The following is a 26,448-nucleotide window of genomic DNA, read 5'->3' as shown; positions in this document are numbered from 1 at the left end:
CGCGGTTCACCTCAGGCGGTCTTGACTTCCGCGTCCTGCATCAACTGCTGCAGTTCACCGGCCTGGAACATCTCCATCATGATGTCCGATCCGCCCACGAACTCGCCCTTCACGTAAAGCTGCGGGATCGTCGGCCAGTCGCTGAAGCTCTTGATACCCTGGCGGATTTCTTGGTCCTGCAGCACGTCGACCGAGGCGTATTCCACGCCAAGATGGTCGAGGATCGCCACGGCCTTGCTCGAAAAGCCGCACTGCGGAAACAGCGGGGTGCCCTTCATGAACAGCACGACATCGTTGCCGTTGACGATTTCACTGATGCGTTGATCGGTCGACATGGGATTGGGATCTTCCTTTCGGCCGCACAGGGGCGGCAGCGTGCTTCAGTTGGGGACGGCGGTCGTCAGTTGCAAGGCGTGCAGCACGCCGCCCATCCGGCCGCCAAGCGCCGCATAGACTGCCTTGTGCTGCGCCACCCGGCTCATGCCCTTGAATGCGGGCGAAACCACGTGCGCGGCATAATGGTCGCCATCGCCGGCCAGGTCGGTGATCGTCACCTCCGCGTCCGGCAGGGCTTCCTTGATCATCGCCTCGATCTCGGCGGCGGCCATGCCCATCAGGCTTCGCCCATCAGCTGGCGGCGCGCTTCCACGCTCTTGGCGTCCAGCGCGGCGCGGATCGCGGCGTCGTCGATCTCCACCCCGGCAGAGGTCAGGTCGCCCAGCAGCTTGCGCACAACGTCCTCGTCGCCCGCTTCCTCGAACTCGGCCTGCACCACCGCCTTGGCATAGGCTTCGGTCTCGGCGGCATCGAGGCCCATCTTCTCGGCGGCCCACTGCCCCAGCAGCTTGTTGCGGCGGGCCTGGATGCGGAACAGCATTTCCTCGTCGTGGGCGAACTTGGCTTCCTCGGCGCGCTCGCGGTCGTCGAACATGGTCATCGCGTGGTTCCCTTGCGTGGTCTTTCCTCGCGGATAGTCAGCGAGTCGAACCGCTGCAAGGGCATGGCGCAAGATTCGTCGCTTCGGCGTCCTTCGAAGCTCAGAAAGACGTTCTGGCGTCGCCGCTGGTCGAAAGGTTGGACACCCGCCCCTGCGAATCGACCGTGCAGGTGAACTGCGCCCCGGATGTCAGCCCGCCGCGCACTTCAAAACCGCCTGCCACCGGCCCCGCGCTCCAGATCTGGTCCACCGGCCCCCGCTTTCCAACCTCGGCCGCGCAGGCCTCCACCGCATTGTCCAACTGCGGCGAATGCCGGCCCGCGCCCCAGTCGCTGCCGCCATTCGGCCCGGCAGCATCCGGCCCGGTCGGCGGCGCATCCTGGCGGTCGTCCATTCCATCGCCCTGCCCGGCCCCATAGTCATCGCCGCCCTGCGCGCCCGGCACCTCGTACCAGCCGTCCGGCGCGTTGCGGCTGGCATCGGCAGGCGGCGGCGGCGGCGGGGCCTGCTCGCCCCTTGTGCGGTTGGGATTCTTCTTTGAAATGGCGCTGGCCACCGCGGCAATCCCGCCCAGGATCAGCAGGCCGGCAAACACGTCGCCCGCGTCTATGCTGCGGTCGTGCCGGTGATGGCCCCAGCCGCCCCGGTGCCCACGCCAACCGTCGGCCAAAGCCGGGCTGGCGCTCATGCCAAGGCAGGCGGCAACCGCCAGCGAACGTCCGATCCATTGGGCCTTCATCGCGCGCTCCCCATCCACAGGCGCCAGAATGCCTTACCGTCGCAGGGTTCCGCTTTCCGTAGACTGAACGTGACTGAGAGGGGGTTGAGATCGACTGAGATCGACTGAAAGCGACTGAGACGGGGTCAAGGCAGCTTGAGACCGGTCCAGTACGCCAGGAACGAGAGGACATCCGCCCCGCCCGCAATGGTCTTGTCCACCGGCTTGCCAGACCCGTGCCCGGCATCGCTTTCCACCCGCAGCAGGTGGGGCCGATCGCCCGTTTCACCCGCCTGCAGCGCGGCGACATACTTGAACGAATGCGCCGGCACCACGCGGTCGTCGGTGTCCGCCGTGGTCACCAGAATGGCGGGATACTGCGCCTTGGCGATGTTGTGATAGGGGGAATAGGCGCGCAGCACCTTCCAGTCCGCCTCCTTCGCCGGGCTGCCGTAATCCTGCGTCCAGAACCGCCCTTGCGTGAACCGGTCAAAGCGCAGCATGTCCATCACGCCCACATCGGGATTGGCAGCGGCAAACAGGTCGGGCCGCTGGTTGACCACCGCGCCGACCATCATCCCGCCGTTCGATCCGCCCTGCACGGCAAGCCCGCCCTTGGGCGTAATGCCTTCTTTTATCAGGAATTCCCCGGCGGCGATGAAATCGTCGAAGCTGTTCTGCTTCTTCTCCAGCCGCCCTGCGTCATACCACGCCCGGCCGAATTCGCCCCCGCCCCGGATCTGCGCCAGCGCGAACACGCCGCCCGCCTCCAGCCACGCCATCCGCACCGGCGAAAAGCTGGGCGTCATCGCGATGTCGAACCCGCCATACCCATAAAGCAGCGTCGGGGCCGCCTTCCCCGCCTGCGCCAGCGAGCGCTTGCGCACGATGTAGAGCGGCACCTGCGTTCCATCCTTCGAAGGATAGGTGCGCTGCTCCACTTCATAGTCTGCCGGATCGAACCCCAGCTTCGGCTGGGCAAAGGTGCTGACCTGCCCGGTGCGCATGTCCATGCGGAACACCGTGGGCGGCTGGTTGAAGCTGGAGAACTGGTAGAACGTCTCGGGGTCGCCCGCCCGCCCGCCAAAGCCGCTGGCCGAGCCGATGCCGTTGATGGTGATCGCGGTGGCGGGCTTGCCCTTCATGTCGGTGACCACGGCCACCGCCTGCCCGTTCTGGATATAGGACAGGACCAGCCGGTCCCCGACCATCCGCCCGCCTTCCAGCGAGTTGACGCCTTCGGGGATGACCACCTGCACCCGCGGATCGGGCCCGAGGTCGAGCCGCACCAGCCGGTAGTTCGGCGCGCCATCGTTGGTGATGAACCACAGCCGGTCACCCAGCCCGTCCACCAGCTTCCAGTCATACCGGATATCGGGCACCAGCGGGCGGACCTGCCAGTCGCCGGTCTTCTCCGCCATGGCCAGATCGACCAGATGCACCGCCCGGCGCGGCAAGGTGCTGTCCTCGCTGGTGATCACCGCCCAGCGCCCGTCTGACGTGACCATGGCCTTGTGGCCCAGTTCCGGCCGATCGGGCGTGGCATAGACCAGCCGGTCCGCATCCTGCGGCGTGCCCAGCCGGTGATACCACACCGCCTTGCCGAATGCAGGCGCAAGGTACTCCTCGCCCGCCTTCGGCGCGGGATAGCGCGAATAGAGGAAGCCTTCGTCGCCTACCCAGCCGATCAGCGTATCGTTGGCCCAGCGCAGCGTATCGTCCAGCACCCTGCCGGTCTTCACATCGACAACGCGGATCGTGCGCCAGTCGCTGCCACCCTGCTGCACCGTATAGGCCAGCCAGCGCCCCCCGCGCGAGGGCGTCCAGGCATCGAGTGCCAGCTTGCCATCCTGCTGCCAGGCATTGGGATCGAGCAGCACGCGCCCTTCCCCCTTCAGCCCATCGCGCACCATCAGCGTGGACTGGTTCTGCAGGCCGGTGTTGTGCAGGTAGAAATAGCTCTTGCCCGCCTTGCGCGGCAGGCTGAAGCGTTCGTAATCGAACAGCGAGCGGATGCGCGACGCCAGCGCATCGCGCCCCGGCAACTGCGCGAGATAGCTGCGAGTCACCGCATTCTGCCCGGCAACCCACTGGGCCACCTCCGGACTCTTGCGCACGTCGCCTTCCAGCCAGCGATAGGGGTCCGCCACATCCTGTCCGAACAGGCGTTCGACAAGACCTTCGCGCCGGGTCGCCGGATATCCCTGGATCGATACCGAAGGCAGCACCAGCTTGGCAGCAGCGCCGGGAGCGGCCTTGCCCATCGGAGAAACCGACGGAGTAACCACCGCAGCCGGCACCGAGGCGCGGACCGAGCCGGCCTCCGATGGTCCATGCACCTCGGCCGACCCTTCCACCGATGGCGCAGGCGCAACGCCATCGCCCCCGCCGGCATCGGCCGCGAAGGCGGTTGCAGGCAACAGCAGGCCGATCACGCCGGCCAGCGCGCCGTTGGTCAGGCTTGTTCCTCTCCGCAGCATCATTTTTATCTTCACGCGGCAAATACCACGCAAGTCCGCCGCTTTTCCAGCCAAAAACCCAAACGAATCAGGATTTTGCGGCGCACAATAGAAAACGGGCGGAACCTTGCGGCTCCGCCCGTAAACTATCGCGATTGCGAAACGGCTATCAGGCCGCTTCGTATTCGTCCTCGTCCGCGGTGATCACCGGGCCCGAATCGAGGCCCTTGGCCGAAGTATCGCGGTCAACCAGCTCGATCACGGCGATCGGAGCGGCGTCCGAACCACGGAAACCGGCCTTGATGATGCGGGTGTAACCGCCGTTGCGGTCGGCGTAGCGAGCAGCCAGAACCTCGAACAGCTTCTTTTCCTGCGCTTCGTCAAGCAGACGGGCATGGGCGAGACGACGGTTGGACAGGCCACCCTTCTTCGCCAGCGTGATCAGCTTTTCGAGGTAGGGGCGAAGCTCCTTCGCCTTCGGCAGCGTGGTGGTGATCTGCTCGTGCTTGATCAGCGCGGCCGACAGGTTGCGCAGCAGCGCAATACGGTGCGACGAGGTACGACCCAGCTTGCGCTGGCCCAGCTTATGACGCATTTTTCTTCTCCGTTCGTAGGGGGGCCGTACAAGGTACCCCGATCCAGGTCGGTTATGGGGCCGACCAATTCCCCGGTGCCTCCAACCAGAGGCTTGACTTGCGCTTCGGCCAGACCGTCACGGGAGTAAATCCCGTGACGTCAGTCGGCCCTGCGGGCCGCTGGCCGGGCAGGCCGCATTTCCTCACCAGCCTGCCGTTTCGCTGCGCAAAACGTCGGCTGCTTCGGGCGGCCGCTGCTCGGATTAACCGAGCAGCTCCTGCTCCAGCTTCTTGGCCATCTCTTCGATGTTTTCCGGCGGCCAGCCGGGGATGTCCATGCCAAGGCGCAGGCCCATCGAGGAAAGGACTTCCTTGATCTCGTTGAGCGACTTGCGGCCGAAGTTCGGCGTGCGGAGCATCTCGGCCTCGGTCTTCTGGACCAGGTCGCCGATGTAGATGATGTTGTCGTTCTTCAGGCAGTTTGCCGAACGGACCGACAGCTCCAGCTCGTCCACCTTCTTGAGCAGGTAGCGGTTGAGCTGGTTCGCATCGCTCTCCTCCGGCGCGTGCGTGGCAACGCCACCGGCAACCGAAGGCACGTGGCCGGTCGGCAGCTGGTCATCGAAGTGCACGAACAGCGAAAGCTGGTCCTGAAGGATGCGCGCGGCATAGGCCACGGCATCTTCCGGCGCCACGGTGCCATCGGTTTCCACCATCAGGCTCAGCTTGTCGTAGTCAAGCTCCTGCCCGATGCGCGCGTTGTCCACCTTGTAGGACACCTGGCGAACCGGCGAATAGAGCGAGTCCACCGGGATCAGGCCGATCGGTGCGTCGATGGGGCGGTTGGACACGGCGGGGACATAGCCCTTTCCGGTGTCGCAGGTCAGCTCCATGTTGAAGGTCGCGCCTTCGTCGAGATGGCAGATCACGAGGTCCTTGTTCATCACCTCGATATCGCCGGTCACGGCGATGTCGCCGGCCTTCACCTCGCCCGGGCCAGTGGCCGAGAGCTGGAGACGCTTGGGGCCTTCACCCTGCATCTTGAGCGCGATCTGCTTCACGTTCAGCACGATGTCGGTCACGTCTTCACGCACACCGGCGAGCGACGAGAATTCGTGCAGCACGTTCTCGATCTTGATCGAGGTCACCGCAGCGCCCTGCAGCGAGGAAAGCAGCACCCGGCGCAGCGCGTTGCCGAGCGTGAGACCGAAGCCACGTTCCAGCGGTTCGGCGACAAAGGTCGCACGGCGCTTCGGATCGTTGCCGGGCTTGATCTCGAGGGAGTTGGGCTTCTTCAGTTCCTGCCAGTTCTTGATGTTGACAGTCATGGAATTCCCCTGGGGTTTGTTCGGGAGCCGGAAGTCGGCCTGAGGGCAGGCCGCGCCCGGTCAAAGGTATTGGGCATCCGGCGTGGTGGTACCGCCACGCCGGGTGCCGAAATTCGGGTCAGACCCGGCGACGCTTCGAAGGACGAACGCCGTTGTGCGGGATCGGGGTCACGTCACGGATCGCCGTGATCGTGAAGCCAACCGCCTGGAGGGCGCGCAGGGCGCTCTCGCGGCCCGAACCCGGGCCCTTCACTTCCACTTCAAGGGTGCGCACGCCGTGTTCGGCGGCCTTCTTGCCGGCGTCGTCCGCGGCCACCTGGGCGGCATACGGGGTCGACTTGCGGCTGCCCTTGAAGCCCATCATGCCGGCGGACGACCACGAAATGGCGTTGCCCTGGGCATCGGTGATGGTGATCATGGTGTTGTTGAAGCTGGCGTTGACGTGCGCGACACCACTGGTGATGTTCTTGCGCTCGCGGCGCTTAATGCGCTGAGGTTCGCGTGCCATGTGTTGAATTCCTGTCGAGAAACCGTTGGGAAGACCGGACCGTGAAGGCCGATCTTACTTCTTCTTGCCGGCGATCGGCTTGGCCTTGCCCTTGCGGGTGCGCGCATTGGTGTGCGTGCGCTGGCCACGAACCGGCAGGCCCTTGCGGTGACGCAGGCCGCGATAGCAGGCCAGGTCCATCAGGCGCTTGATGTTCATCGCGGTTTCGCGACGCAGGTCGCCTTCCACGGTGTGCTCGGCGTCGATCGTCTCACGGATCTGCAGGACTTCGGCGTCCGAAAGGTCGGCCACGCGGCGGGCATGATCAATGCCCAGCTTGTCGGCGATCTGCTTGGCCTTGAACGCGCCAATACCGTGAATGTAGGTCAGCGCGATGATAACGCGCTTGTTGGTGGGGAGGTTGACCCCGGCAATACGTGCCACTTGTTTCTCCGTTTGCTCCACAGGACGCCGCCACGGCGGGGCCCTATCTCATCGCGAAAAATCACTCCCTCGGAACGGCGAAAACCGGCCAGTGCAAAATTGCGCTGACCTGATCCAAACCCCTTCCGGCTGAGAGTGAAAGGCGCGCTTAGGCGGATTCGAAAGGTCCGTCAACCTCTAAGCAACGCAAACAGGCGTCCTCCGCTCGCTTTCGGGCGGGACCCAGTGGCCTGTTGAGAGCCTCTTACTCCATTCTGGTCCTGCCGTCAAAGCGCCCGACGCTCAGGGCACGTAAAATCCCGCAACCCGTTCACCTTCCACCAGCAACTGCGCCTCGCGCTCGCGGACCGTGCCGTGCTCGTCCGGGCAGGCCATGATCAGCGGCACCGTGTCGATCGCGCGCCCCGCCATCCCCAGCGGCTTCGCCTGTGCCCCCGCCCTCACGGCGAAGCGGCACTGCGCAAACCCGTCCGCAAAGACCGCCATGTCGAACGGAGCGCCAACGTCACCGAAGCCCATCTGCGCATCGAGCGCGACCATGGCGGCGGCGGCGGCGCGGTCGGTCGCCAACAGCTCGGCAAAGGTGCGCGCAGTATTGATCGGGTCGGCCGCTGCAGTGGCTGCGGCAAGGATCAGCAGGGAACCCGGGATCATGCTCGCCCTCTCAAAAAGTCGGGGGCGGATGCGCCAGACATCCGCCCCCTTCCCCCTGTTTGACCGTCATCCGTGGCAGGTCGGCCCGATCAGACCACGCCGAACGCCAGCATCGCATCGGCCACTTTCTTGAAGCCGGCGATGTTCGCGCCCTTCACATAGTCGACATAGCCGCCGCCCTGGTCGCCATAGGTGAGGCAGGACTGGTGGATGCCCATCATGATGTCCTTGAGCATCTGCTGCAGCTCTTCTTCCTTCCACGCGCGGCGTTCGGAGTTCTGGCTCATTTCCAGGCCCGAAACGGCGACGCCGCCCGCGTTGCTCGCCTTGCCCGGGGCGTAGAGCAGCTTGGCCGCCTTGAACACGTGCACGCCGTCAAGGTCGGTCGGCATGTTCGCCCCTTCCGACACCGCCTTGCAGCCATTGGCGACCAGAACCTTGGCATCCTCGCCCAGCAGCTCGTTCTGCGTGGCACAGGGCAGCGCCACATCGCAGGGCACTCCCCAGGGCGTCTTGCCGGCATGGAAGGTCGCGCCGGGGAAGGCGTCGACATATTCCTCGATGCGGCCGCGGCGGTGGGTCTTGTGGGTCTTCACCCAGTCGATCTTTTCCTGGGTGATGCCGTCGGGATCATGGATGAACCCGCCCGAATCCGACAGGGTCAGCACCTTGCCGCCCAGCTGCACGATCTTTTCCGCCGCGTGGGTGGCCACGTTGCCCGAGCCTGAGATCACCGCGGTCTTGCCGTTCAGGTCCTCGCCCTTGGTCGCCAGCATGTTGGCAAGGAAATAGACCGCGCCATATCCGGTCGCCTCGGTGCGGATCAGCGAACCGCCCCATTCCAGGCCCTTGCCCGTCAGCACCCCGGTGAAGTTGTTGGTGATGCGCTTGTACTGGCCGAACATGTAGCCGATCTCGCGCCCGCCCACGCCTATGTCGCCCGCGGGCACGTCCACGTCGGCGCCGATGTGGCGATAGAGTTCGGTCATGAAGCTCTGGCAGAAGCGCATGATCTCGCGCACGCTCTTGCCCTTGGGGTTGAAGTTGGATCCGCCCTTGCCCCCGCCCATGGGCAGGCCGGTCAGCGCGTTCTTGAAGGTCTGTTCGAAAGCCAGGAACTTCAGCACCGATTCCGTCACGCTGGGGTGAAAGCGGATGCCGCCCTTGTAGGGGCCGATGGCGTTGTTGTTCTGCACGCGCCAGCCACGCTGCACGCGGATGTTGCCGTTGTCGTCCTCCCAGCATACGCGGAAGCTGACAACGCGGTCCGGCTCGGCGATGCGGCGCAGAATCTGCTGCGCGTGGTACTGTTCCTTGTCCTGGATGAACTCGAAGATATCCTCGGCAACCTCCTGCACTGCCTGGACGAATTCCGGCTGGTGCGGGTTGCGGCGCTTCACGCCTTCCATGAAGGTCGGCAGGTCTACATGATCGGAAACGGCCACGGTGTTCTCCCCCTTGAACGGGGTCGCTGCTGCGCCCCGGGTGTGCTTGCGGCCCGTGCGGAACGGCAACCCGGTATCGTGCCGAGTCGCTCTGTTTCCGGGGGGAAGGTTTAACCGCTTTTGCGTGAGGGGAAAGTGCGACGCGCCACAGTTGTGTCCGGCGCGGTCGCAGTACCGGCCCAAGCCTCAGTCGTTGCCCAGCGCCTGGTCAAAGGCGGCGATGCCGTCCTGCTTGTCCTTGTCCACCGGCGGGGTCGCGGGCTTCGGCGCGGGCCTGCCCGGCGCGGCCGGCTTCGGCGGCGCAGGCTTGGGCGGAATGGGCCGCGGATCGACCGGCTTCTTCACCGGCGGCGTCGACACAGGCTTCGGCACAGGGGCAGGCTTGGCCGCAGCAGCAGGCTTTGCCGCAGCCGGCTGGACCCTGGCCGTCGCCGGTTGCGCCTTTGCCTGCGGCTTGTCTCCCGGTGCGGGCGGCAGGCTCCATGCCTTGCCCGATCGGCTGAGCCCCGGCCCGCCGCGCGTCTCCTCGACCGGCAGCTGCGCCGCAGGCTCGGGCACAGGCGTCGCTGCAGGAGCAGGAGCGGGCGCAGGTGCAGGTGCAGGTGTCACCGGCCCCAGCTTGCCCGCCAGCGCAGCCAGCTGCGCCGCCAGCACCTTGTCCACCGCCGGACCGATCTCGTCGGGGTTATAGCGCATGAAGCCGCCAACCACGTATTCGAACAGGATGCGCGTGCCGCCTTCGCCGGGCTTGATCGTGATGGTCAGGGTGGCGGAAAGCGCCTCGCTCTGCAGCGGGCCGAGCGCGCCGGACAGGCGGATCGCCTTGCCGGGATCGATGTAGATCACGCGCATGTGCTGCACGCCGCCTGCCTGCTGCCCCTTGGGCACGCCAGGCGGGACCGGCAGCCGTTCGCAGAAGCAGCCCCCCGCGCTGGCATCGAGCGACAGGTTGGTCGCTTCGCCCGAGAAGGTGTGCTGCGCAAGCCACCACGTGGCCGGCTTGACCAGCACCGCCCATGCCTCGGCCGGCGTGGCGACCACCTGCACGGCATTGCGGGATACGAAACCGACGTCGCTCTTGGTGATCACTTCGGCATGTGCAGCAGCCGCCATGGCCGGCGCCAGCACAAGCAATCCCGCTGCCAGAGCCAAGGTCCGCATGCCGATTACCCCCATCGCACGATTCGCATGGCGGAGCGCCCTGCTCCACCTGCATCACGTTACGCGATAATCGCTTCGATGGCAGCCGTCACGTCATCCATGTCCGCCATGCCATCCACGCGCGCCACGATACCCTTGGCTTCGTAGATCGGCAGGATCGGCGCGGTCTTGGCGCGGTACTCGGCCATGCGCGTACGCACCGTTTCCTCGTTGTCGTCGGGACGGCGCTTGAATTCGTGCCCGCCGCACTTGTCGCAGGTGCCTTCGACAGCCGGCTTCTCGAACGTATCATGATAGCCCTTGCCGCAGGTGGCGCAGGTGTAACGGCCTGTGATGCGCTCCACGAGCGCGTCCTCGTTCACTTCCAGCTCGATCACGCGGTCAAGGCTGCGGCCACGGCTGGCAAGGATCGCCTCCAGCGATTCCGCCTGCGGCGCGGTGCGGGGATAGCCATCGAAGATCGCGCCCTGGTCCGCCGGCATTGCGTCCAGTTCATCGCCGATCAGCGCGGAGACGATCTCGTCGGAGACCAGCTGGCCCGCTTCCATCACGGCCTTGGCCTTCAGGCCCACCGTGGTCCCGGCCTTCACCGCGGCGCGCAGCATGTCGCCGGTGGAAAGCTGCTTCATGCCGTGGCGCTCCACGAGCCGCTGGGCCTGCGTACCCTTGCCCGCTCCCGGCGGTCCCAACAGGATGATGTTCACGTCTGGCGTCCCCCTCTATGTCGACCTGCGCGTACGGTCAGCGCATGCGGCCCTTAAGCTTGGCCTTCTTGATCAGGTCGCCATACTGGTGGGCCAGCAGGTGCGACTGGATCTGGGTAATGGTGTCCACGGTCACGTTGACCACGATCAGCAGGCTGGTGCCGCCGAAGAACAAGGTGCCCATGCCCGTTTCGGCCATGATCCATTCGGGCACAACACAGACGATGGTAATATATGCCGCGCCCAGCACGGTGATGCGGGTCAGCACATAGTCCAGGTACTTCTCGGTGTTCTTGCCCGGGCGGATGCCGGGGATGAACCCGCCATTGCGCTTCAGGTTGTCGGCCGTTTCCTCGGGGTTGAACACCACCGCGGTGTAGAAGAAGCTGAAGAACACGATGCCCAGCGCATAAAGCACCATGTACAGCGGCTTGCCGTGGCCCAGGTACTGGTTCAGCGTGATGATGATCTGGCCGGTCGTGGTGTCGGGCGAGACTGACTTGCCCGCGAACTGCGTGATCGTCAGCGGCAGCAGCAGCAGCGAGCTGGCGAAGATCGGCGGAATCACGCCCGCGGTGTTGAGCTTGAGCGGAAGATGGCTGCGGTCCGCCGCCATCATGCCGCGCTCGGTCGCGCGCTTGGGATACTGGATCAGCAATCGCCGCGTGGCGCGCTCGAAGAAGCAGATGAAGATGATCACGCCCACGATCAGGGCAAGGATGCCGAAGATCACGAAGCCGTTCATCGATCCGGTACGGCCCTGTTCGAACAGGTTGCCCACGAACTTGGGCATCTGCGCCACGATGCCGGCCATGATGATCAGCGAAACACCGTTGCCGATGCCGCGGCTGGTGATCTGTTCGCCCAGCCACAGCAGGAACATGGTGCCGCCGATCAGGCTGACCACCGCGCCCACCTTGAACAGCAGGCCGGGGTTGACCACCGCCTGCATGCCGGCGCTGGCGCCATAGGCTTCAAGCCCGGTGGCCAGGAACCAGCCCTGGATCGCGGTCAGGAACACCGCGCCATAGCGGGTGTACTGGTTCAGCTTCTTGCGCCCGCTTTCGCCTTCCTTCTTCAGGGCGGCGAGCGAGGGGTGAAGCGATGCGGCCAGCTGCACCACGATCGAGGCGGTGATGTAAGGCATCACGCCCAGCGCGATCAGGCTCATGCGCTGCAACGAACCGCCCGAAAAGGCATTGAAGATGTCCAGGATGCCGCCGCGCGTCTGGTCGTAGAGCGTTTCCAGGATCAGCGGGTTGATGCCGGGCAGCGGCACGAAGCTGAGGAACCGGAACACGATCAGCGCGCCCACGGTGAACCAGATGCGGTTCTTGAGCTCGGTCGCCTTGGAGAAGTTGGCCAGGCTCAGGTTGCTGGCGATATTGTCGGCGCGGGATGCCATTGTCTGGTTCGATGCCTTGCTCATGGAGCGGCTGCGGACCGGTCCGCACCGCCTTACGGCTAGCGCATATAGGGAGAGTTCGCGATTGTCGAACCCTCGGGCGCAGGTTCTTTGGCCCTTGCGCCGGTTTTCGCGCAGAAATCACCGGGGAATTGCCCCGAAAAACCTGCGGGCGATGGCAGCCATGCCGCCACCGCCCGCCGGATCTTGGCTTACTTCGCCTTCGCAGCCTTGTTGGCGTCGCGACGGGCGGTCTTCTTTTCGTCTTCGCTCGGCTGCGCGGCCGGCAGCGTCACGGTGCCGCCCAGCTTCTCGACCGCGGCAACCGCGCTCTTCGAAGCGCCGGCAACGGCGAAGCTCGCCTTTTCGGTCAGCTCACCCTTGGCCAGCAGGCGCACGCCGTCCTTGCCGCCACGGGCCAGGCCAGCGGCCTTCAGCGCGGCATGGTCGATCACGCCATCGGTGCTGAGCTTGCCGTTCTCGATCGCCTTCTGGATCATGCCCAGGTTCACGTGGGCATAGTCCTTGGCGAAGATGTTGTTGAAGCCGCGCTTCGGGATACGCATGTGCAGCGGCATCTGGCCGCCTTCGAACCCGTTCACCGACACGCCCGAACGCGCCTTGGCACCCTTCTGGCCGCGGCCAGCGGTCTTGCCCTTGCCCGAGCCGATGCCACGGCCCACGCGCATGCGGCCCTTGCGGGCGCCATAATTGTCGGAAAGTTCGTTAAGCTTGGTCATGTTGAGCACTCGCTTTCGCTTTGAGTCGCGCTGATAGGAACGCGGGCCCATATGCGAACGCGGCCACTTTGTCACCCCCCGCGGCCGTTTCCGATTTGCCGCACGCTGCATCTCATTTTTGGATGAAGGCGGAACCAGGCGGCGGCAATGCCGTTCCTGTCGTTTCAACTGGGACGATCTGCGGACAATTGATGGCCTCTCCGGAATTCCAGGTCGACCTTTCCAACTGCGACCGTGAACCTATCCATCTCCTCGGCGCGATCCAGCCCGTGGGGTTCCTCATCGCGCTCAGCACCGACTGGCTGATTGCGCGCGTGTCGTCGAACATCGCATCCTACATGGGCACGTCGCCGGACGAGATGATCGGCCAGCCCCTTGCCGCGTTCATCGATGCCGGCCCGCTGCATGATATCCGCAACCGGATGGCCTTTCTGGTCAACACCGACACGGTCGAACGCATCTTTTCCTGCCGCCTGCGCCAGGATCTGCCCACATTCGACATCGCGGTCCACTTTTCCGGCCGCCAGTTCCTGATCGAGGCGGAGCCGGCCAGCGGCCAGCATGGCGATGCCACCGGCACCGTCCGCTGGATGATGGCCCGGCTTGACGGGCAGCCCGATGGCGATGCCTTCTTCCGGGAAGGCGCGCGCCAGGTCCGCGCCCTGCTCGGCTATGACCGCGTGATGGTCTACAAATTCGCTCCTGACGGGCATGGAGAGGTCGTGGCCGAAGCGGTCAAGCCCGGCATCGGCACCTTCAAGGGCATGCATTATCCGGCCAGCGACATTCCCAAGCAGGCCCGCGCGCTCTACCTGCGAAACCTCACCCGCATCATCCACGATGTCGATTCCGTGCCCGTGCCGATCGTGCCCGCGCTCGACGAAGACGGCACGCCCGTGGACCTCTCGCTGTCGGTGCTGCGCTCGGTCTCTCCCATCCACATCGAATACCTCAAGAACATGGGCGTGCGCGCCTCGCTCTCGATCTCGATCGTGGTGGATGAAAAGTTGTGGGGCCTCTTCGCCTGCCACCACTATTCGCCACTCTCCCCCACCTTCGAACGCCGCTCCTTGAGCGAACTGTTCTCGCAGATGTTCTCGCTCAGGCTGGAAAGCCGCGAACGGCGCGAAATGGTGGAATACGAACGCCGCGCGCGCGACATTTCCGATCAGCTGCTCGGGGCCGTGGCCTCCGATGAAACCCTTTTGAACGATCCTGACTGGCTGGGCGATATCCTCACCAGCGCGATCCCCGCCGATGGCGTGGGCGTGTGGATCAATGGCCACTATGCCTTTTCCGGCACCACCCCGCCCACGCAGGATTTCCGCCGCATCATCCGCGCGCTCAACGGGACCGCAGCGGGCAAGGTCTATGCCACCGACCATATCGGCTCGCTGATCGACGACGCTGCCGGCTTTGCCGCCGATGCCTCGGGCCTGCTCGCCATTCCCATCTCGCGTTCCCCGCGTGACTATGTCGTGCTGTTCCGCAAGGAGCTGAAGGAAGCCGTGCGCTGGGCCGGGGATCCGCACAAGCCGGTCACCTATGGCCCCAACGGGCCGCGCCTCACCCCGCGTGAAAGCTTCGCGGAATGGCTCGAACAGGTCGAAGGGCGCTCCGCTCCCTTCACCGCCTCGCAGCTGCGCGTGGCCGAAACGCTGCGCGCCACGTTGATCGAGGTCGTGCTGCGCCTCGCCGATGAAGCCGCTGCAGAACGCCACCAAGCCAACGCCCGGCAGGAATTGCTGATCGCCGAGCTGAACCATCGCGTGCGCAACATCCTCGGCGTGATCCGCGGCCTGATCCGCCAGTCGCAGCCCGATGAGACGGCGGTGAAGGACTTCGTGAAAGTGGTCGATGGCCGTATCCACGCCCTCGCCCGCGCGCACAACCAGATCACCGACGATCACTGGGGCCCTGCCCCGCTCGAAGCGCTGATCGAGGCCGAGGCCGCAGCCTTCGCCGCCAACCGCCGCACCTCGCTGATCGCGCAGGGGCCGCCGGTGCTGCTCAATCCCCAGGCCTATTCCACCATGGCGCTGGTGATCCACGAACTGGTCACCAATTCCACCAAGTACGGCAGCCTCTCGGGCGATGGCCAGGTCCATCTCACCTGGCACCGTGCCGACGATGACAGCCTGCTGGTCGATTGGCGCGAGGTCGGCGGACCGCCGGTGGAACCGCCCACGCGCAAGGGCTTCGGCACCACCATCATCAACCGCTCGGTGCCCTATGACCTTGGCGGCTCGGCAGAGATTTCCTATGCCCGCAGCGGCGTACACGCGCGTTTCTGCATTCCCCGCCGCCATGTCTCGCAGCGCCCCACCGCTGCGCCTCCACGCATCGCCCGGCAGCAGCAGCAGCATGGCAAGCATGTGCAGCCCGAGCTGGCCGTGGATCCCCACCTGCTCGAAGGGTTCCACGTGTTGCTGGTGGAAGACAGCCTGATCATCGCGCTGGATGCGGAGGACATCCTCCAGCGCTTCGGCGCCAGCATCGACACCGCCTCCACGCCCGAGGCCGCGCATGACGCGCTCGATCGCTCGCGCCCCGATCTCGCCATTCTCGACATCAATCTGGGTGACCAGACCAGCTTCGGCATCGCCGACCGCCTGATGGACATGGACGTGCCGTTCTTCTTCGCCTCCGGCTATGGCGAACAGGCGCAGCTGCCCATGGAGCATCGCGCCCGCACCGTGGTGCAAAAGCCTTACACCATCGGCAACCTGATCCGCGCGATCGAGGGCATGCTCGGCGTCTCGGGCGAGTTCGTCTGATGACCGCAGCTGCCGCCCTCGCCGCTCCGCAGGCGCAAACGCTCGGTCAGATGCTGCGCACCGCCACGCGCAGCCAGCATGACGAGGTCGACGCCGCCTTCGGCTCTTTCGACCTCACCACGATGGACGGCCTGCGCCGTTTCCTCCTCGCGCAGGCGCGCGTCCTGCCCGAAGTCGAGCGCGTGCTTGCCCCTGCCGAACTCCTGCCCGCCTGGACCGGCCGCACCTGCGCTCTCCACCAGGATCTGATGGCGCTGGGCCAAGCGCCGCCACAGACGCTCCCTTTCACCCTGCCCGCTGGCCCTGCCGCCCGCTGGGGCGCACTCTACGTGCTCGAAGGCTCCCGCCTGGGCGGCGCCATGCTCCGCAGGCACCTGCCCGAAGGCGCGCCTTCCGCGTTCTTCGACGCCCGCCACGCCCCCGGCCGCTGGCAGGCTTTCCTTGGCCGCTTGGATGCCTCAGGCTGCAGCCCTTCCTGGCGCACCGGCGCGCTGTCGGGGGCTCACGCCACCTTTGCGGCCTTCACCTCTGCGGCCCGGCGCTGAAGGCAAGGGCGGCGCTCATTCCTGTCGCCGCCCCCTCCTGCATTCTCAGATCACCACGAAATCGGCGGATGTCAGCGCAAGCCCCGCGGTAAGCGTCGCGAACTGCACCGCGGTGCCCGCACCATTGCCGTCCGCGTCATAGAAAAGCGCGCCATTGGCCGAATTGTAGACGATCCGGTCAGACGCATCGGCAGCCCCCGTGCCGATGACGAACGCCGCCGAAGGCAGGTTGCCCGCGGTCAGGGCGGTAAAGATCGCCTTGTCGAGCACGATGGTATCATCGACCACGCTGAAATCGGTGATCTTGTCCACATTGCCGCTGCCGATCACCACGTCGAAGACAAAGCGGTCCGCGCCCGTGCCGCCGGTCACCGTATCGCTGCCCTCCTGGCTGCGGATGGTGTCTGCTCCCGCGCCGCCATCGATCACGTCGATGCTCGCCCCGCCCAGGATCGTATTGTTGCCGTCTCCGCCATTCAGCGTATCGGCCCCGTCTCCGCCGTTCACCGCGTCGTTGCCGCCACGTCCGTCGATCACGTCACGCCCGGCCCCGCCCGTCAGCACGTTGGCCAAAGCATTGCCGCTGATGTCGTCGTCAAGGGCGGAACCGGTGATGTTCTCCACGCCCAGCAGTACGTCGGGTATGCCCAGCGTGAACGATGTTGACGTCGCCGTCGGGTCCAGCAGTTGCAGCAGCTGCACGAACAGCGTGCCCTGCAGTACGTCCGCGATGTCTTCGCCCGATCCGATGCCGTTGAGGATCTCCGAAATGTAGTCGCTCGCCGCGTCCCCGCCCGAATTGCGCCAGAACTGGGAGAGATCCACGCGCACAGCCTCGGCCGAAGCCGCATAGGTCACCGTGTCGGTGCCCAGGCCGCCATAGATGATGTCGAACCCGGCACCCCCGCTGATCGTGTCGTTGCCTGCGCCGGCCCTGATCACGTCGCTACCTTCGTTGCCGTCGATGGTGTCGTCGCCCGTGCCGCCTTCCATCACGTCCTTGCCGGTCCCGCCGCTCATCACGTCGTTGCCGTTGCCCCCGCACACCTCGTCATTGCCCAGCTGGCCATAGAGCGTGTCGTTGCCATCGCCCCCGGCAATGTCGTCGTCATACTTGCCGGAATCATCCGCGCCGTCTTCCTCTTCGCAGTCGCAATCGTCGGAGAAGTCGTCGTCGAGCGTCGGGTCGACATTGCGGTCGGGCACGCTGGAGGTTGGGTCCCCCTCGCCGAAGATGATGTCGTTGCCGTCACAACCACTCAATTTGTCGCTGCCGCCGCGCCCCTGCAGCACATTGCCAAGGTCGTCGCCAACCAGGACGTCGGACTGCAGCGAACCGATCACGGCCTCGATATCGACCAGCGTGTCCCCGGCCGAATCCGATGGCAACTGCGGTACGAAATCAATCAGCGCAACGCCGCCTCGTCCCTTGGCCAGGCTCACCGCCACCCCGGTCAGCGCCGATGCATAAGATGCCGTGTCGAAGCCGTCGCCGCCATCGATCACGTCCTCGTCCGCGCCGCCATCGATAATGTCGTTGCCGGTCCCGCCAAACAGGATGTCGATCCCGGCATCACCGGTGATGCGGTCGTTGCCTTCCGCACCGTCGACTGAATCGTCACCATCCTTGCCCCACAGCGTGTTGTTGGCCGCGCTGCCGATGATCTGGTCGTTGTACAGGCTGCCTTCCACGCCTTCGATGCTGACGACCTGGCTCACCAGTTCGCCCTGCACCAGCGTGCCGGCCCCGATATCCACCTGCACCGGACCGCTGTCGCCATACTGCACGTCAAGGTTCAGCGTATCGAACCCGCCGCCGCCGTTGATGTTGTCGCCCCCGCTGGCTGGCCCGGTGCTGAAGATCTCGTTGGCGTCCGATCCGTTGATCACGTCCTGGCCCGCCGTGCCGACGAAATGCTCGATCCCGTCGAGCACGTCCGCCTCATAGGTCAGCTCGCTGACGTCGCGGACGAAGTCCTTGTTGGCGTCGATCCAGATCTCGTAAAGAGCCACAGCCTGCCCGGCAGCCACCGTAACGCCGGCCTTCGCCGCATAGGATGATGCCGTTGCACCGAAGGCCAGCTTCATCGTCACCGGGATCACGTCGGCCACCAGCCCCGGAAAGCCGTTGTAGCCGATATAGACATCGGTGCCGCCACGCCCGGCATAGAAGTCATTGCCCAACGATCCGCGGAAATAGTTGACGTCGTTGTTGCCATAGACCGCGTCCTGGCCCCGACCGCCAACATAACCCTCCACGTTGACCAGCGTGTCGCCTTGAGCCAGCCCGGCATTCTTGGTGCTGTCCAGGAAATCGACCACCGTCTTCGGATGGGTCCCGAAAGTCAGCACCCCGGCCACTTCCACCAGCGGCAGGTAGATCACATAGTCGACCCCGGCACCGCCATCGACCCGGTCACCTATGTCCGCGCTGGCCGCCGTACCGGAAAAATTCGTCGCCATCACCAGCGTATCATCGCCGTCCTGGCCGTTGACCCGATCCCGCCCGAGACCATCGAAGATGAAATCACCGTCATCCCCGCCGTAAATCAGGTCGGCACCGCCACCGCCCTGCAGGAAGTCGGATCCACCCCGCCCCCACAACGCGTCGCGGCCCGCACCGCCGATCAGGTCGTCACCGAACGAAGTACCGATATAGTTGGTCATGGTCCCCTGCTTTCATTGGATGTTGAAAAACCAATGGGGCATGCGACCTTCCAAGAATCCCGGACCACGAGACCACACACGAATCGTATCCGGCAACCTGATTTCCCCCGGCGTGAGGCTCTCAAATCACATAATACGTGTAAACCCTTATATCTCCCCCTTGTAACAACTGGCTCCCGCGCAGCGCTGTCCAAAGGGGGAAATCCCGAGACTGGTCGAGACACGGCAAACCGCATCGCATTGGCGAGGGCTGCCGGCCGATCTCAATGGAAACACCGTCAAACGAAAAAAGCCCCGGCATCGCTGCCGGGGCTCTTTCGTGTTCACCCGCAGGTGGAAGGCTGTGGTCAGTCGACCACGGCCACCATGTGCGGCAGCTTGGCGATCGCGCCGCGCACTTCGGCGGTGTCTTCCAACTCCACCACGCGGTGCATCTTGCCAAGGCCCAGGCCGACCAGGATCTTCTTCTGGCTTTCCGGGCGACGGATCGGCGAACCGATCTGCTTGATCTTGATCTTCGCCATGATTGCTTACTCCACGATGGCCGCGGCTTCGGCTTCCGCCTCGACCGCAGTAGCGCCGCCGCGACCAAGCAGGTCGGCAACCTTCTTGCCGCGACGCTGGGCGACAGACTTCGGCGAAGTCTGGTCGGTCAGCGCGTCGAAGGTGGCGCGGATCATGTTGTAGGGGTTGCTGGTGCCGACCGACTTGGTCACCACGTCAGCCACGCCCAGGCTTTCGAAGACAGCGCGCATCGGACCGCCGGCGATGATGCCGGTACCGGCCGGAGCCGAACGGACGTTGACCTTGCCGGCACCGAAACGGCCCTTGCCGTCGTGGTGCAGGGTGCGGCCTTCCTTCAGCGGAACGCGGACCATCTTCTTCTTGGCCGAAGCAGTCGCCTTGGTGATGGCTTCCGGCACTTCGCGGGCCTTGCCGTGGCCGAAGCCCACGCGGCCCTTGCCGTCGCCGACCACGACCAGCGCAGCAAAGCCGAAGCGCTTGCCGCCCTTCACGGTCTTGGAAACGCGGTTGATGTGGACGAGCTTTTCGATCAGCTCCTCACCACCTTCTTCCTCGTTGCCACGGCCACCGCGACGGTCGTCACGACGACCACCGCGACCGCCGCGATCACCGCCACGGTCATTGCCGCCACGGCCGCGACCACGGCCACGACCTTCACGCTGCTGCGGCTCACCGCCGGTCGCTTCGACCGAGGCGACGCCTTCCAGGTTGGTTTCGTCAGCCATTGTCAGAACTCCAGGCCGCCTTCGCGGGCAGCGTCAGCCAGCGCCTTGACGCGGCCATGGAACAGGAAGCCGCCGCGATCGAACACGACGGTGGTGATGCCGGCGGCCTTGGCCTTCTCGGCAATCTCGGCGCCAACCTTCACGGCGGCGTCGACGTTCGCACCGATCGACTTCTGGCCCTTGACCAGCGTCGAAGCGGCGACAATCGTCTTGCCGGCGGCGTCGTCGATGATCTGGGCGTAGATGTGACGGCCCGAACGATGGACCGAAAGACGCGGGCGACCGCCCGAGCGCGCCTTGAGCGCGGTACGGACGCGACGGCGGCGGCGATCGAAGAGAGACAGCTTGGCCATTACTTCTTCTTCCCTTCCTTGCGGAAGATGAACTCGCCGCGGTACTTGATACCCTTGCCCTTGTAGGGTTCGGGCTTGCGCCAGCGACGGATCTCGGCCGCAACCTGGCCGACCTTCTGCTTGTCCATACCCGATATTTCGACCGTGGTGTTGTCCGGGGTCTTGATCTCGATCCCTTCCGGGATGGCGTAATCAACGTCGTGGCTATAGCCGAGCTGCAGCTTCAGGTTCTTGCCCTGGGCGTTCGCACGATAGCCGACGCCGGTGATGTCCAGGATCTTGGTATAGCCCTGGGTCACGCCGGTGACGAGGTTGTCCACGAGCGTCCGCTGCATGCCCCAGAAGGCGCGGGCGGACTTCGTGTCGTTGGCGGGCTTCACGATGATCGTGTCACCGTCGACGGTGTAGCTGATCTCGTCGCGCAGGCTGAGCGTCAGGGTGCCCTTGGGGCCCTTCACGGTCATCACGCCGTCCGCGATGTTCGCGGTGACGCCACTCGGGATCGCCACAGGCTTCTTGCCGATGCGGCTCATCAGAACACCTCCGCCAGCACTTCGCCGCCGACGTTGGCAGCGCGCGCTTCGGCATCCGAAAGCACGCCGCGCGGCGTCGAGACGATGGTGATGCCGAGGCCGTTGCGGATCACCGGAAGTTCCTTGGAACCCGAGTAGACGCGGCGGCCAGGCTTGGAAACGCGGGCCACGTGCTTGATCGCGGGCTGGCCCTCGAAATACTTGAGCTCGATGCGCAGCTGCGGGTGGTCACCGGTGGTGTCCTCCGAAAAGCCGCGGATGTAGCCTTCACGCTGAAGGACTTCGAGCACGTGCGCACGCAGCTTCGACGCGGGCGAGATGACGGAGTCCTTCTTCGCGCGCTGGCCGTTGCGGATGCGGGTGAGCATATCACCCAGGGGGTCGGTCAATGCCATTGGATGATCCTTACCAGCTCGACTTGGTCACGCCGGGGATGAGCCCCTTGTTGGCGAGATCGCGCAGCTCAATGCGGCACAGGCCAAACTTGCGGTAATAGCCGCGCGGACGGCCGGTGGTGTTGCAACGGTTGCGCACCCGGGTCGGGTTCGCGTTGCGCGGCAGTTCGGCCATCTTCAGGCGGGCGATCAGGCGCTCGGTTTCGTCGAGCGATTCATCGTCGGCCTGGGCCTTCAGCGCAGCAAACTTGGCCGCATACTTCTCAACAAGCTTCTTGCGACGCTCGTTCTTGTTGATCGAACTCAGTTTCGCCATGGACTTAAGCTCTCTTCAAAAATTCAGGCGGCCTGCTGCTGTTCAGCAGCATCCAGCGGGAACGGGAAGCCGAACAGGCGGAGCAGCTCGCGCGCTTCCTCGTCGGTCTTGGCAGTGGTGGTCACGATGATATCCATCCCACGCACCTTCTCGATCTGGTCGTAGCTGATCTCCGGAAAGATGATCTGCTCCTTCAGACCCATCGCATAGTTGCCACGGCCGTCGAACGACTTGGGGTTCAGACCCCGGAAGTCACGGATGCGGGGCATCGCGATGGTGATCAGGCGGTCGAGGAATTCGTACATGCGTTCGCGGCGCAGGGTAACCTTGCAGCCGATCGGCATGCCTTCACGCAGCTTGAACTGCGCGATGGACTTCTTCGCCTTGGTGATCACGGGCTTCTGGCCGGCGATGAGTTCCATCTCCGCAGCCGCCGTGGTGACCTTCTTCTTGTCCTGGCTCGCTTCGCCCACACCCATGTTGAGCGTGATCTTTTCGATGCGCGGGATCTCGAGCGCGTTCTTGTAGCCGAACTTGGCCTGCATCGCCTTGGCGATTTCGGCTTCGTACTTGCCCTTCAGACGCGGAACGTACTTGTCAGCCATCGATGGCCTCCCCGGACTTCACGGCCACGCGGACCTTCTTGCCGTCACGGGTCTCGAAGCGGACGCGGGTGGGCTTGCCATCCTTGTCGGCGACCGAAACCTTCGACACGTGCAGCGGAGCCTCGAAGCGGTCGAGACCGCCCTGGGGGTTCTGCTGGCTGGGCTTGCGGTGACGGGTCGCGACGTTCACGCCACCGACCACGACCTTGTCTTCCTTGGGAAGGACCTGCAGCACCGTGCCGGTGCGGCCCTTGTCCTTGCCCGAACGGACGACGACGGTGTCACCCTTCTTGATCTTCGCGGCGGCCATTACAGCACCTCCGGAGCGAGCGAGATGATCTTCATGAAGCCGCGGCCGCGCAGTTCGCGCACCACCGGGCCGAAGATACGGGTGCCGATCGGCTCTTCGTTCTTGCCGACGAGCACGGCGGCATTGCTGTCGAAGCGGATCACGCTGCCGTCTGCACGGCGCACGTCCTTCTTGGTGCGCACGATCACCGCACGGTGAACGTCGCCCTTCTTGACGCGGGCGCGCGGCTGCGCTTCCTTGACCGACACCACGATGATGTCGCCGACGCTTGCGAACCGACGCTTCGAGCCACCCAGCACCTTGATGCACTGGACGCGCTTGGCGCCGCTGTTGTCCGCGACGTCGAGATTGGATTGCATCTGGATCATTGATCCGGTTCCTTCTCACTGGCTTGCCGGAACCAGTCCGGCAGTTCCAAAATCGCAATTCGGACGGGCCCTATCGACGAGAGCGGACGATATGTCCACCCTCGGCCGAAAGAACCCGCCTGACCCTCAGACGTCCGCTTCGATCGCGGCGGTCTTGCCTGCCGTGACGCGGTCGATGACCTTCCACGTCTTCAGCTTCGAGATCGGGGCCGTTTCCTCGATGCGGACGGTCTCGCCGGTCTTGAAGGCATTCGCCTCGTCGTGCGCATGGTACTTCTTCGAGCGGCGGATGATCTTCCCGTAGAGCGGGTGCTTCACCTTGCGCTCGACCTTGACCACCACGGTCTTGTCGGTCTTGTCGGACACCACGGTGCCGATCAGGATACGCTTGGGCATATTGGCTTCCTTACGCCTTGGCCGACTGAGAACGCTCAGTCTGCAGCGTCTTGATGCGCGCGATGTCGCGACGGACTTCCTTGATGCGCGCGGGGCGCTCAAGCTGGCTCGTCGCGGCCTGGAAACGCAGGTTGAACTGTTCGCGCTTCAGCTCGGCGAGATCAGCGGAGAGCTGGTCGTCGCTCTTGACGCGAAGGTCTTCGAACTTGGCCATCGTAGTCTCTCCTTACTCGCCGCCAAGGTGCGAGGTGTCGCCCAGGCGGGCCACGACCTTCGTCTTGATCGGCAGCTTCATCGCCGCGCGGCTGAAAGCCTCGGCAGCGAGCGGACCGGGCACGCCATCCAGTTCGAACAGGATGCGGCCGGGCTTCACGCGGGCGGCCCAGTATTCGATCGAACCCTTGCCCTTGCCCTGGCGGACTTCGGCGGGCTTCTTCGAAACCGGCACGTCGGGGAACACGCGGATCCACAGACGGCCCTGACGGCGGATGTGGCGGGTGATCGCGCGGCGGGCCGCTTCGATCTGGCGGGCGGTAACCCGCTCCGGCTCCAGCGCCTTCAGGCCATAGGACCCGAAGTTCAGGTCCGAACCACCCTTGGCAACGCCATGGATGCGGCCCTTGAAAGCCTTGCGGAACTTGGTCTTCTTCGGTTGCAGCATGGCTTAGTTCCTGCGGTCTTCGCGGGCCGGACGGACGCCGGAAGTCTGGGCTTCCATCATCAGGCGGTCCTGCGCCATCGGATCGTGGCCGAGGATCTCGCCCTTGAAGATCCAGGTCTTGATGCCGATCACGCCATAGGCGGTGTGGGCTTCGGCTTCGGCGTAGTCGATGTTGGCGCGAAGCGTGTGCAGCGGCACGCGGCCTTCACGATACCATTCGACGCGGGCGATTTCAGCGCCACCCAGACGGCCGCCGCAGGTGATCTTGATGCCTTCGGCGCCAAGACGGAGGGCGGACTGCACGGCGCGCTTCATCGCACGGCGGAACGCCACGCGGCGCACCAGCTGGTCGGCGATGCCCTGGGCGACGAGCTTGCTGTCGATTTCCGGCTTGCGGATCTCGACGATGTTCAGCTTCACGTCGCTCTGGGTCATCGTGGCGAGCTTCGAGCGCAGCTTCTCGATGTCCGCACCCTTCTTGCCGATGATCACGCCGGGGCGCGCGGCATAGATGGACACGCGGCACAGCTTGGCCGGGCGCTCGATCACCACCTTCGAGATTGCCGCCTGCGGCAGGTTCTCGACGATGTACTTGCGGATCTGGAGGTCTTCCTTGAGCAGCTGCTCATAGGAACGGCCTTCCGCATACCAGCGGCTGTCCCAGGTCCGGTTGATCTGCAGGCGCAGACCGATGGGGTTCGACTTGTGACCCATGATCAGGCCTCCTCGACTTCGCGGACGACGATCCGGAGGCGCGAAAACGGCTTCAGGATCCGGGTCGACTTGCCACGACCACGGGTGTGGAAGCGCTTCATCGTGATCGACTTGCCGACCGAGGCTTCCGCCACGACGAGCGCGTCGACGTCCAGGTTGTGGTTGTTTTCCGCGTTGGCGATCGCCGAAGCGAGAACCTTGCGGGCGTCGACCGCCATCGCCTTCTTCGAGAAGGCGAGGATGTTCATGGCCTCTTCGGCCTTGCGACCGCGGATCAGGCCGGCGACCAGGTTCAGCTTCTGCGCCGAACCACGGATCTGCGTGCCGACCGACAGCGCTTCCTTGTCGCCAACGCGACGGGGTGCCTTAGGCTTGCTCATCAGCGCTTGCCCTTCTTGTCAGCGGCGTGGCCCGGGAAGTTGCGCGTCGGAGCGAACTCGCCAAGCTTGTGGCCGACCATCTCTTCCGAGACGGCGACGGGGATGAACTTCTGCCCGTTGTAGACGTTGAACGTCAGGCCAACGAACTGCGGAATGATGGTCGAACGACGCGACCAGGTCTTGATCGGGCCAGCGCGAGAGCCTGCATCCTGAGCCACTTCGGCCTTCTTCAGGAGGTGCAGGTCGACGAAGGGGCCCTTCCAGACGGAACGTGCCATGTGGTCTTACCTCTTCTTCTTCGCGTGACGCGAACGAATGATCATCTTGTCCGTCGACTTGTTGTGACGGGTCCGGGCGCCCTTGGTCGGCTTGCCCCACGGAGTGACCGGATGACGGCCGCCCGAGGTGCGGCCTTCACCACCGCCGTGCGGGTGGTCGACCGGGTTCTTGGCGACGCCGCGGGTCAGCGGACGACGGCCCAGCCAGCGGTTGCGACCGGCCTTGGCAAGGTTCTGGTTCGAGTTGTCGGGGTTCGAGACCGCGCCAACCGTGCCCATGCAGTCGCCACGCAGGTAGCGCTGCTCGCCCGAGTTCAGGCGGACGATGACCATGCCGCGGTCACGACCAACGAGCTGGACATAGGTGCCGGCGGAACGGGCGATCTGGCCGCCCTTGCCCGGCTTCATCTCCACGTTGTGGATGATGGTGCCGACCGGCATCTGCGACAGGAGCATGGCGTTGCCAGGCTTCACGTCCGTCTTCTCGCCGGCAACCACCACGTCACCAACGGCAAGCCGCTGCGGCGCGATGATGTAGGTCTGTTCGCCGTCCTCGTACTTCACCAGCGCGATGAACGCGGTGCGGTTCGGGTCGTATTCCAGACGCTCGACGGTGGCCGGCATGTCCCACTTGCGACGCTTGAAGTCGATGAAGCGGTACTTCTGCTTGTGACCGCCCGCGATGCCGCGGCTGGTCACATGGCCCTTGTTGTTGCGGCCGCCCGTCTTGGACTTGCCTTCGGTCAGCGCCTTGACCGGCTTGCCCTTCCACAGCGACGACTTGTCGACGAGGATCAGGCCGCGCCGTGCGGGGCTGGTCGGGTTGTAGTTCTTGAGTGCCAT

34 protein-coding genes are annotated in these 26,448 nt (G+C 64.9%); 2 read left to right on the top strand and 32 right to left on the bottom strand.

Annotated features, from left to right (window positions below):
* Positions 1-11: 11 nt before the first annotated feature.
* The 15 genes from grxD to rplO all read right to left on the bottom strand — a co-directional run bounded on the left by grxD (position 12) and on the right by rplO (position 13,057).
* Entirely contained in the window at positions 12-335 is a 324-nt protein-coding gene (gene grxD / locus POM99_RS18780; protein WP_277280185.1) for a Grx4 family monothiol glutaredoxin, read from the bottom strand.
* 45 nt (positions 336-380) lie between these two features.
* Positions 381-614, bottom strand: coding sequence for a BolA family protein (locus tag POM99_RS18775; RefSeq protein ID WP_277280183.1), 234 nt, complete (start codon positions 612-614; stop codon positions 381-383).
* Positions 614-937: a DUF1476 domain-containing protein gene (locus tag POM99_RS18770; RefSeq protein WP_277280182.1), complete on the bottom strand. Its 324-nt coding sequence runs from the start codon at positions 935-937 to the stop codon at positions 614-616. The genes POM99_RS18775 and POM99_RS18770 overlap by 1 nt, the downstream gene beginning before the upstream one ends.
* 100 nt (positions 938-1,037) lie before the next feature.
* A complete protein-coding gene (locus POM99_RS18765; protein WP_277280180.1) occupies positions 1,038-1,676 on the bottom strand; it encodes a hypothetical protein in 639 nt (212 codons plus the stop codon).
* 125 nt (positions 1,677-1,801) lie between these two features.
* Entirely contained in the window at positions 1,802-3,919 is a 2,118-nt protein-coding gene (locus tag POM99_RS18760) for a prolyl oligopeptidase family serine peptidase (RefSeq protein ID WP_277280215.1), read from the bottom strand.
* 364 nt (positions 3,920-4,283) lie between these two features.
* Positions 4,284-4,709 (bottom strand): 50S ribosomal protein L17, encoded by a 426-nt coding sequence (rplQ, locus tag POM99_RS18755; RefSeq protein ID WP_277280179.1) that lies wholly within the window; start codon positions 4,707-4,709, stop codon positions 4,284-4,286.
* 243 nt (positions 4,710-4,952) lie between these two features.
* Positions 4,953-6,017, bottom strand: coding sequence for a DNA-directed RNA polymerase subunit alpha (locus POM99_RS18750; RefSeq protein ID WP_277280177.1), 1,065 nt, complete (start codon positions 6,015-6,017; stop codon positions 4,953-4,955).
* Positions 6,018-6,135: 118 nt separating this feature from the next.
* Positions 6,136-6,525: a 30S ribosomal protein S11 gene (gene rpsK / locus POM99_RS18745; protein WP_008065643.1), complete on the bottom strand. Its 390-nt coding sequence runs from the start codon at positions 6,523-6,525 to the stop codon at positions 6,136-6,138.
* 54 nt (positions 6,526-6,579) lie between these two features.
* The gene (gene rpsM / locus POM99_RS18740) at positions 6,580-6,948 is read right to left on the bottom strand and encodes a 30S ribosomal protein S13 (protein WP_277280163.1); all 369 of its coding nucleotides are present in this window, start codon (positions 6,946-6,948) and stop codon (positions 6,580-6,582) included.
* A 282-nt stretch (positions 6,949-7,230) separates the two neighbouring features.
* On the bottom strand, positions 7,231-7,602 hold the full coding sequence (locus POM99_RS18735; RefSeq protein WP_277280161.1) for a hypothetical protein: 372 nt from the start codon (positions 7,600-7,602) through the stop codon (positions 7,231-7,233).
* A gap of 89 nt (positions 7,603-7,691) precedes the next feature.
* A complete protein-coding gene (gene gdhA / locus POM99_RS18730) occupies positions 7,692-9,047 on the bottom strand; it encodes an NADP-specific glutamate dehydrogenase (RefSeq protein ID WP_369011647.1) in 1,356 nt (451 codons plus the stop codon).
* Positions 9,048-9,233: 186 nt separating this feature from the next.
* Positions 9,234-10,208: an SRPBCC family protein gene (locus POM99_RS18725; RefSeq protein WP_277280159.1), complete on the bottom strand. Its 975-nt coding sequence runs from the start codon at positions 10,206-10,208 to the stop codon at positions 9,234-9,236.
* A 59-nt stretch (positions 10,209-10,267) separates the two neighbouring features.
* Positions 10,268-10,912: an adenylate kinase gene (locus POM99_RS18720; protein WP_277280157.1), complete on the bottom strand. Its 645-nt coding sequence runs from the start codon at positions 10,910-10,912 to the stop codon at positions 10,268-10,270.
* Between the two features lie 37 nt (positions 10,913-10,949).
* Positions 10,950-12,317: a preprotein translocase subunit SecY gene (gene secY / locus POM99_RS18715; protein ID WP_277280211.1), complete on the bottom strand. Its 1,368-nt coding sequence runs from the start codon at positions 12,315-12,317 to the stop codon at positions 10,950-10,952.
* Between the two features lie 212 nt (positions 12,318-12,529).
* Positions 12,530-13,057 carry a 50S ribosomal protein L15 gene (rplO, locus tag POM99_RS18710; RefSeq protein WP_277280155.1) on the bottom strand — a complete coding sequence of 176 codons (528 nt, stop codon included), beginning with the start codon at positions 13,055-13,057 and terminating at the stop codon, positions 12,530-12,532.
* 191 nt (positions 13,058-13,248) lie between these two features.
* Here rplO and POM99_RS18705 point away from each other — a divergent pair, with 191 nt between their 5' ends.
* Together POM99_RS18705 and POM99_RS18700 are read left to right on the top strand one after the other, a co-directional pair.
* A complete protein-coding gene (locus POM99_RS18705) occupies positions 13,249-15,834 on the top strand; it encodes an HWE histidine kinase domain-containing protein (protein ID WP_277280210.1) in 2,586 nt (861 codons plus the stop codon).
* The gene (locus tag POM99_RS18700; RefSeq protein ID WP_277280153.1) at positions 15,834-16,379 is read left to right on the top strand and encodes a biliverdin-producing heme oxygenase; all 546 of its coding nucleotides are present in this window, start codon (positions 15,834-15,836) and stop codon (positions 16,377-16,379) included. Before POM99_RS18705 ends, POM99_RS18700 begins: the two co-directional genes overlap by 1 nt.
* 45 nt (positions 16,380-16,424) lie before the next feature.
* Here POM99_RS18700 and POM99_RS18695 read toward each other — a convergent pair whose 3' ends face one another.
* The 17 genes from POM99_RS18695 to rplB form a co-directional block, all read right to left on the bottom strand.
* Positions 16,425-19,046 (bottom strand): calcium-binding protein, encoded by a 2,622-nt coding sequence (locus POM99_RS18695; RefSeq protein ID WP_277280151.1) that lies wholly within the window; start codon positions 19,044-19,046, stop codon positions 16,425-16,427.
* 347 nt (positions 19,047-19,393) lie between these two features.
* A complete protein-coding gene (gene rpmD, locus POM99_RS18690; protein ID WP_185663857.1) occupies positions 19,394-19,570 on the bottom strand; it encodes a 50S ribosomal protein L30 in 177 nt (58 codons plus the stop codon).
* 6 nt (positions 19,571-19,576) lie between these two features.
* A complete protein-coding gene (gene rpsE / locus POM99_RS18685; RefSeq protein ID WP_277280149.1) occupies positions 19,577-20,296 on the bottom strand; it encodes a 30S ribosomal protein S5 in 720 nt (239 codons plus the stop codon).
* A 2-nt stretch (positions 20,297-20,298) separates the two neighbouring features.
* Positions 20,299-20,649 carry a 50S ribosomal protein L18 gene (gene rplR, locus POM99_RS18680; protein ID WP_277280148.1) on the bottom strand — a complete coding sequence of 117 codons (351 nt, stop codon included), beginning with the start codon at positions 20,647-20,649 and terminating at the stop codon, positions 20,299-20,301.
* Entirely contained in the window at positions 20,649-21,182 is a 534-nt protein-coding gene (gene rplF / locus POM99_RS18675; protein WP_277280146.1) for a 50S ribosomal protein L6, read from the bottom strand. Before rplF ends, rplR begins: the two co-directional genes overlap by 1 nt.
* Complete coding sequence (rpsH, locus tag POM99_RS18670; RefSeq protein WP_225008635.1) at positions 21,182-21,577, bottom strand: 30S ribosomal protein S8; 396 nt, start codon at positions 21,575-21,577, stop codon at positions 21,182-21,184. The genes rplF and rpsH overlap by 1 nt, the downstream gene beginning before the upstream one ends.
* A 10-nt stretch (positions 21,578-21,587) precedes the next feature.
* Entirely contained in the window at positions 21,588-21,893 is a 306-nt protein-coding gene (rpsN, locus tag POM99_RS18665; RefSeq protein WP_277280144.1) for a 30S ribosomal protein S14, read from the bottom strand.
* Positions 21,894-21,916: 23 nt separating this feature from the next.
* Entirely contained in the window at positions 21,917-22,498 is a 582-nt protein-coding gene (rplE, locus tag POM99_RS18660; RefSeq protein WP_277280142.1) for a 50S ribosomal protein L5, read from the bottom strand.
* On the bottom strand, positions 22,491-22,808 hold the full coding sequence (gene rplX, locus POM99_RS18655; protein WP_277280140.1) for a 50S ribosomal protein L24: 318 nt from the start codon (positions 22,806-22,808) through the stop codon (positions 22,491-22,493). Before rplX ends, rplE begins: the two co-directional genes overlap by 8 nt.
* Positions 22,808-23,176, bottom strand: a complete 369-nt coding sequence (rplN, locus tag POM99_RS18650; protein ID WP_277280138.1) for a 50S ribosomal protein L14 — start codon at positions 23,174-23,176, stop codon at positions 22,808-22,810. Before rplN ends, rplX begins: the two co-directional genes overlap by 1 nt.
* Positions 23,177-23,302: 126 nt before the next feature.
* Complete coding sequence (gene rpsQ, locus POM99_RS18645) at positions 23,303-23,572, bottom strand: 30S ribosomal protein S17 (protein ID WP_277280137.1); 270 nt, start codon at positions 23,570-23,572, stop codon at positions 23,303-23,305.
* A gap of 10 nt (positions 23,573-23,582) precedes the next feature.
* A complete protein-coding gene (gene rpmC / locus POM99_RS18640) occupies positions 23,583-23,786 on the bottom strand; it encodes a 50S ribosomal protein L29 (RefSeq protein ID WP_169492441.1) in 204 nt (67 codons plus the stop codon).
* 12 nt (positions 23,787-23,798) lie between these two features.
* Complete coding sequence (rplP, locus tag POM99_RS18635) at positions 23,799-24,233, bottom strand: 50S ribosomal protein L16 (protein ID WP_277280135.1); 435 nt, start codon at positions 24,231-24,233, stop codon at positions 23,799-23,801.
* 3 nt (positions 24,234-24,236) lie between these two features.
* Positions 24,237-24,947: a 30S ribosomal protein S3 gene (gene rpsC, locus POM99_RS18630; protein WP_225205866.1), complete on the bottom strand. Its 711-nt coding sequence runs from the start codon at positions 24,945-24,947 to the stop codon at positions 24,237-24,239.
* Between the two features lie 2 nt (positions 24,948-24,949).
* The gene (rplV, locus tag POM99_RS18625) at positions 24,950-25,327 is read right to left on the bottom strand and encodes a 50S ribosomal protein L22 (RefSeq protein WP_124809396.1); all 378 of its coding nucleotides are present in this window, start codon (positions 25,325-25,327) and stop codon (positions 24,950-24,952) included.
* Positions 25,327-25,605 (bottom strand): 30S ribosomal protein S19, encoded by a 279-nt coding sequence (gene rpsS, locus POM99_RS18620; protein ID WP_277280131.1) that lies wholly within the window; start codon positions 25,603-25,605, stop codon positions 25,327-25,329. The genes rplV and rpsS overlap by 1 nt, the downstream gene beginning before the upstream one ends.
* A 6-nt stretch (positions 25,606-25,611) precedes the next feature.
* Entirely contained in the window at positions 25,612-26,448 is an 837-nt protein-coding gene (gene rplB, locus POM99_RS18615; RefSeq protein ID WP_277280129.1) for a 50S ribosomal protein L2, read from the bottom strand.

Origin of the sequence: Novosphingobium cyanobacteriorum, from assembly GCF_029436685.1 — a bacterium.
GTDB classification, from domain to species: Bacteria; Pseudomonadota; Alphaproteobacteria; order Sphingomonadales; family Sphingomonadaceae; genus Novosphingobium; species Novosphingobium cyanobacteriorum.
This window is presented reverse-complemented; position numbering and strand designations above follow the sequence as displayed.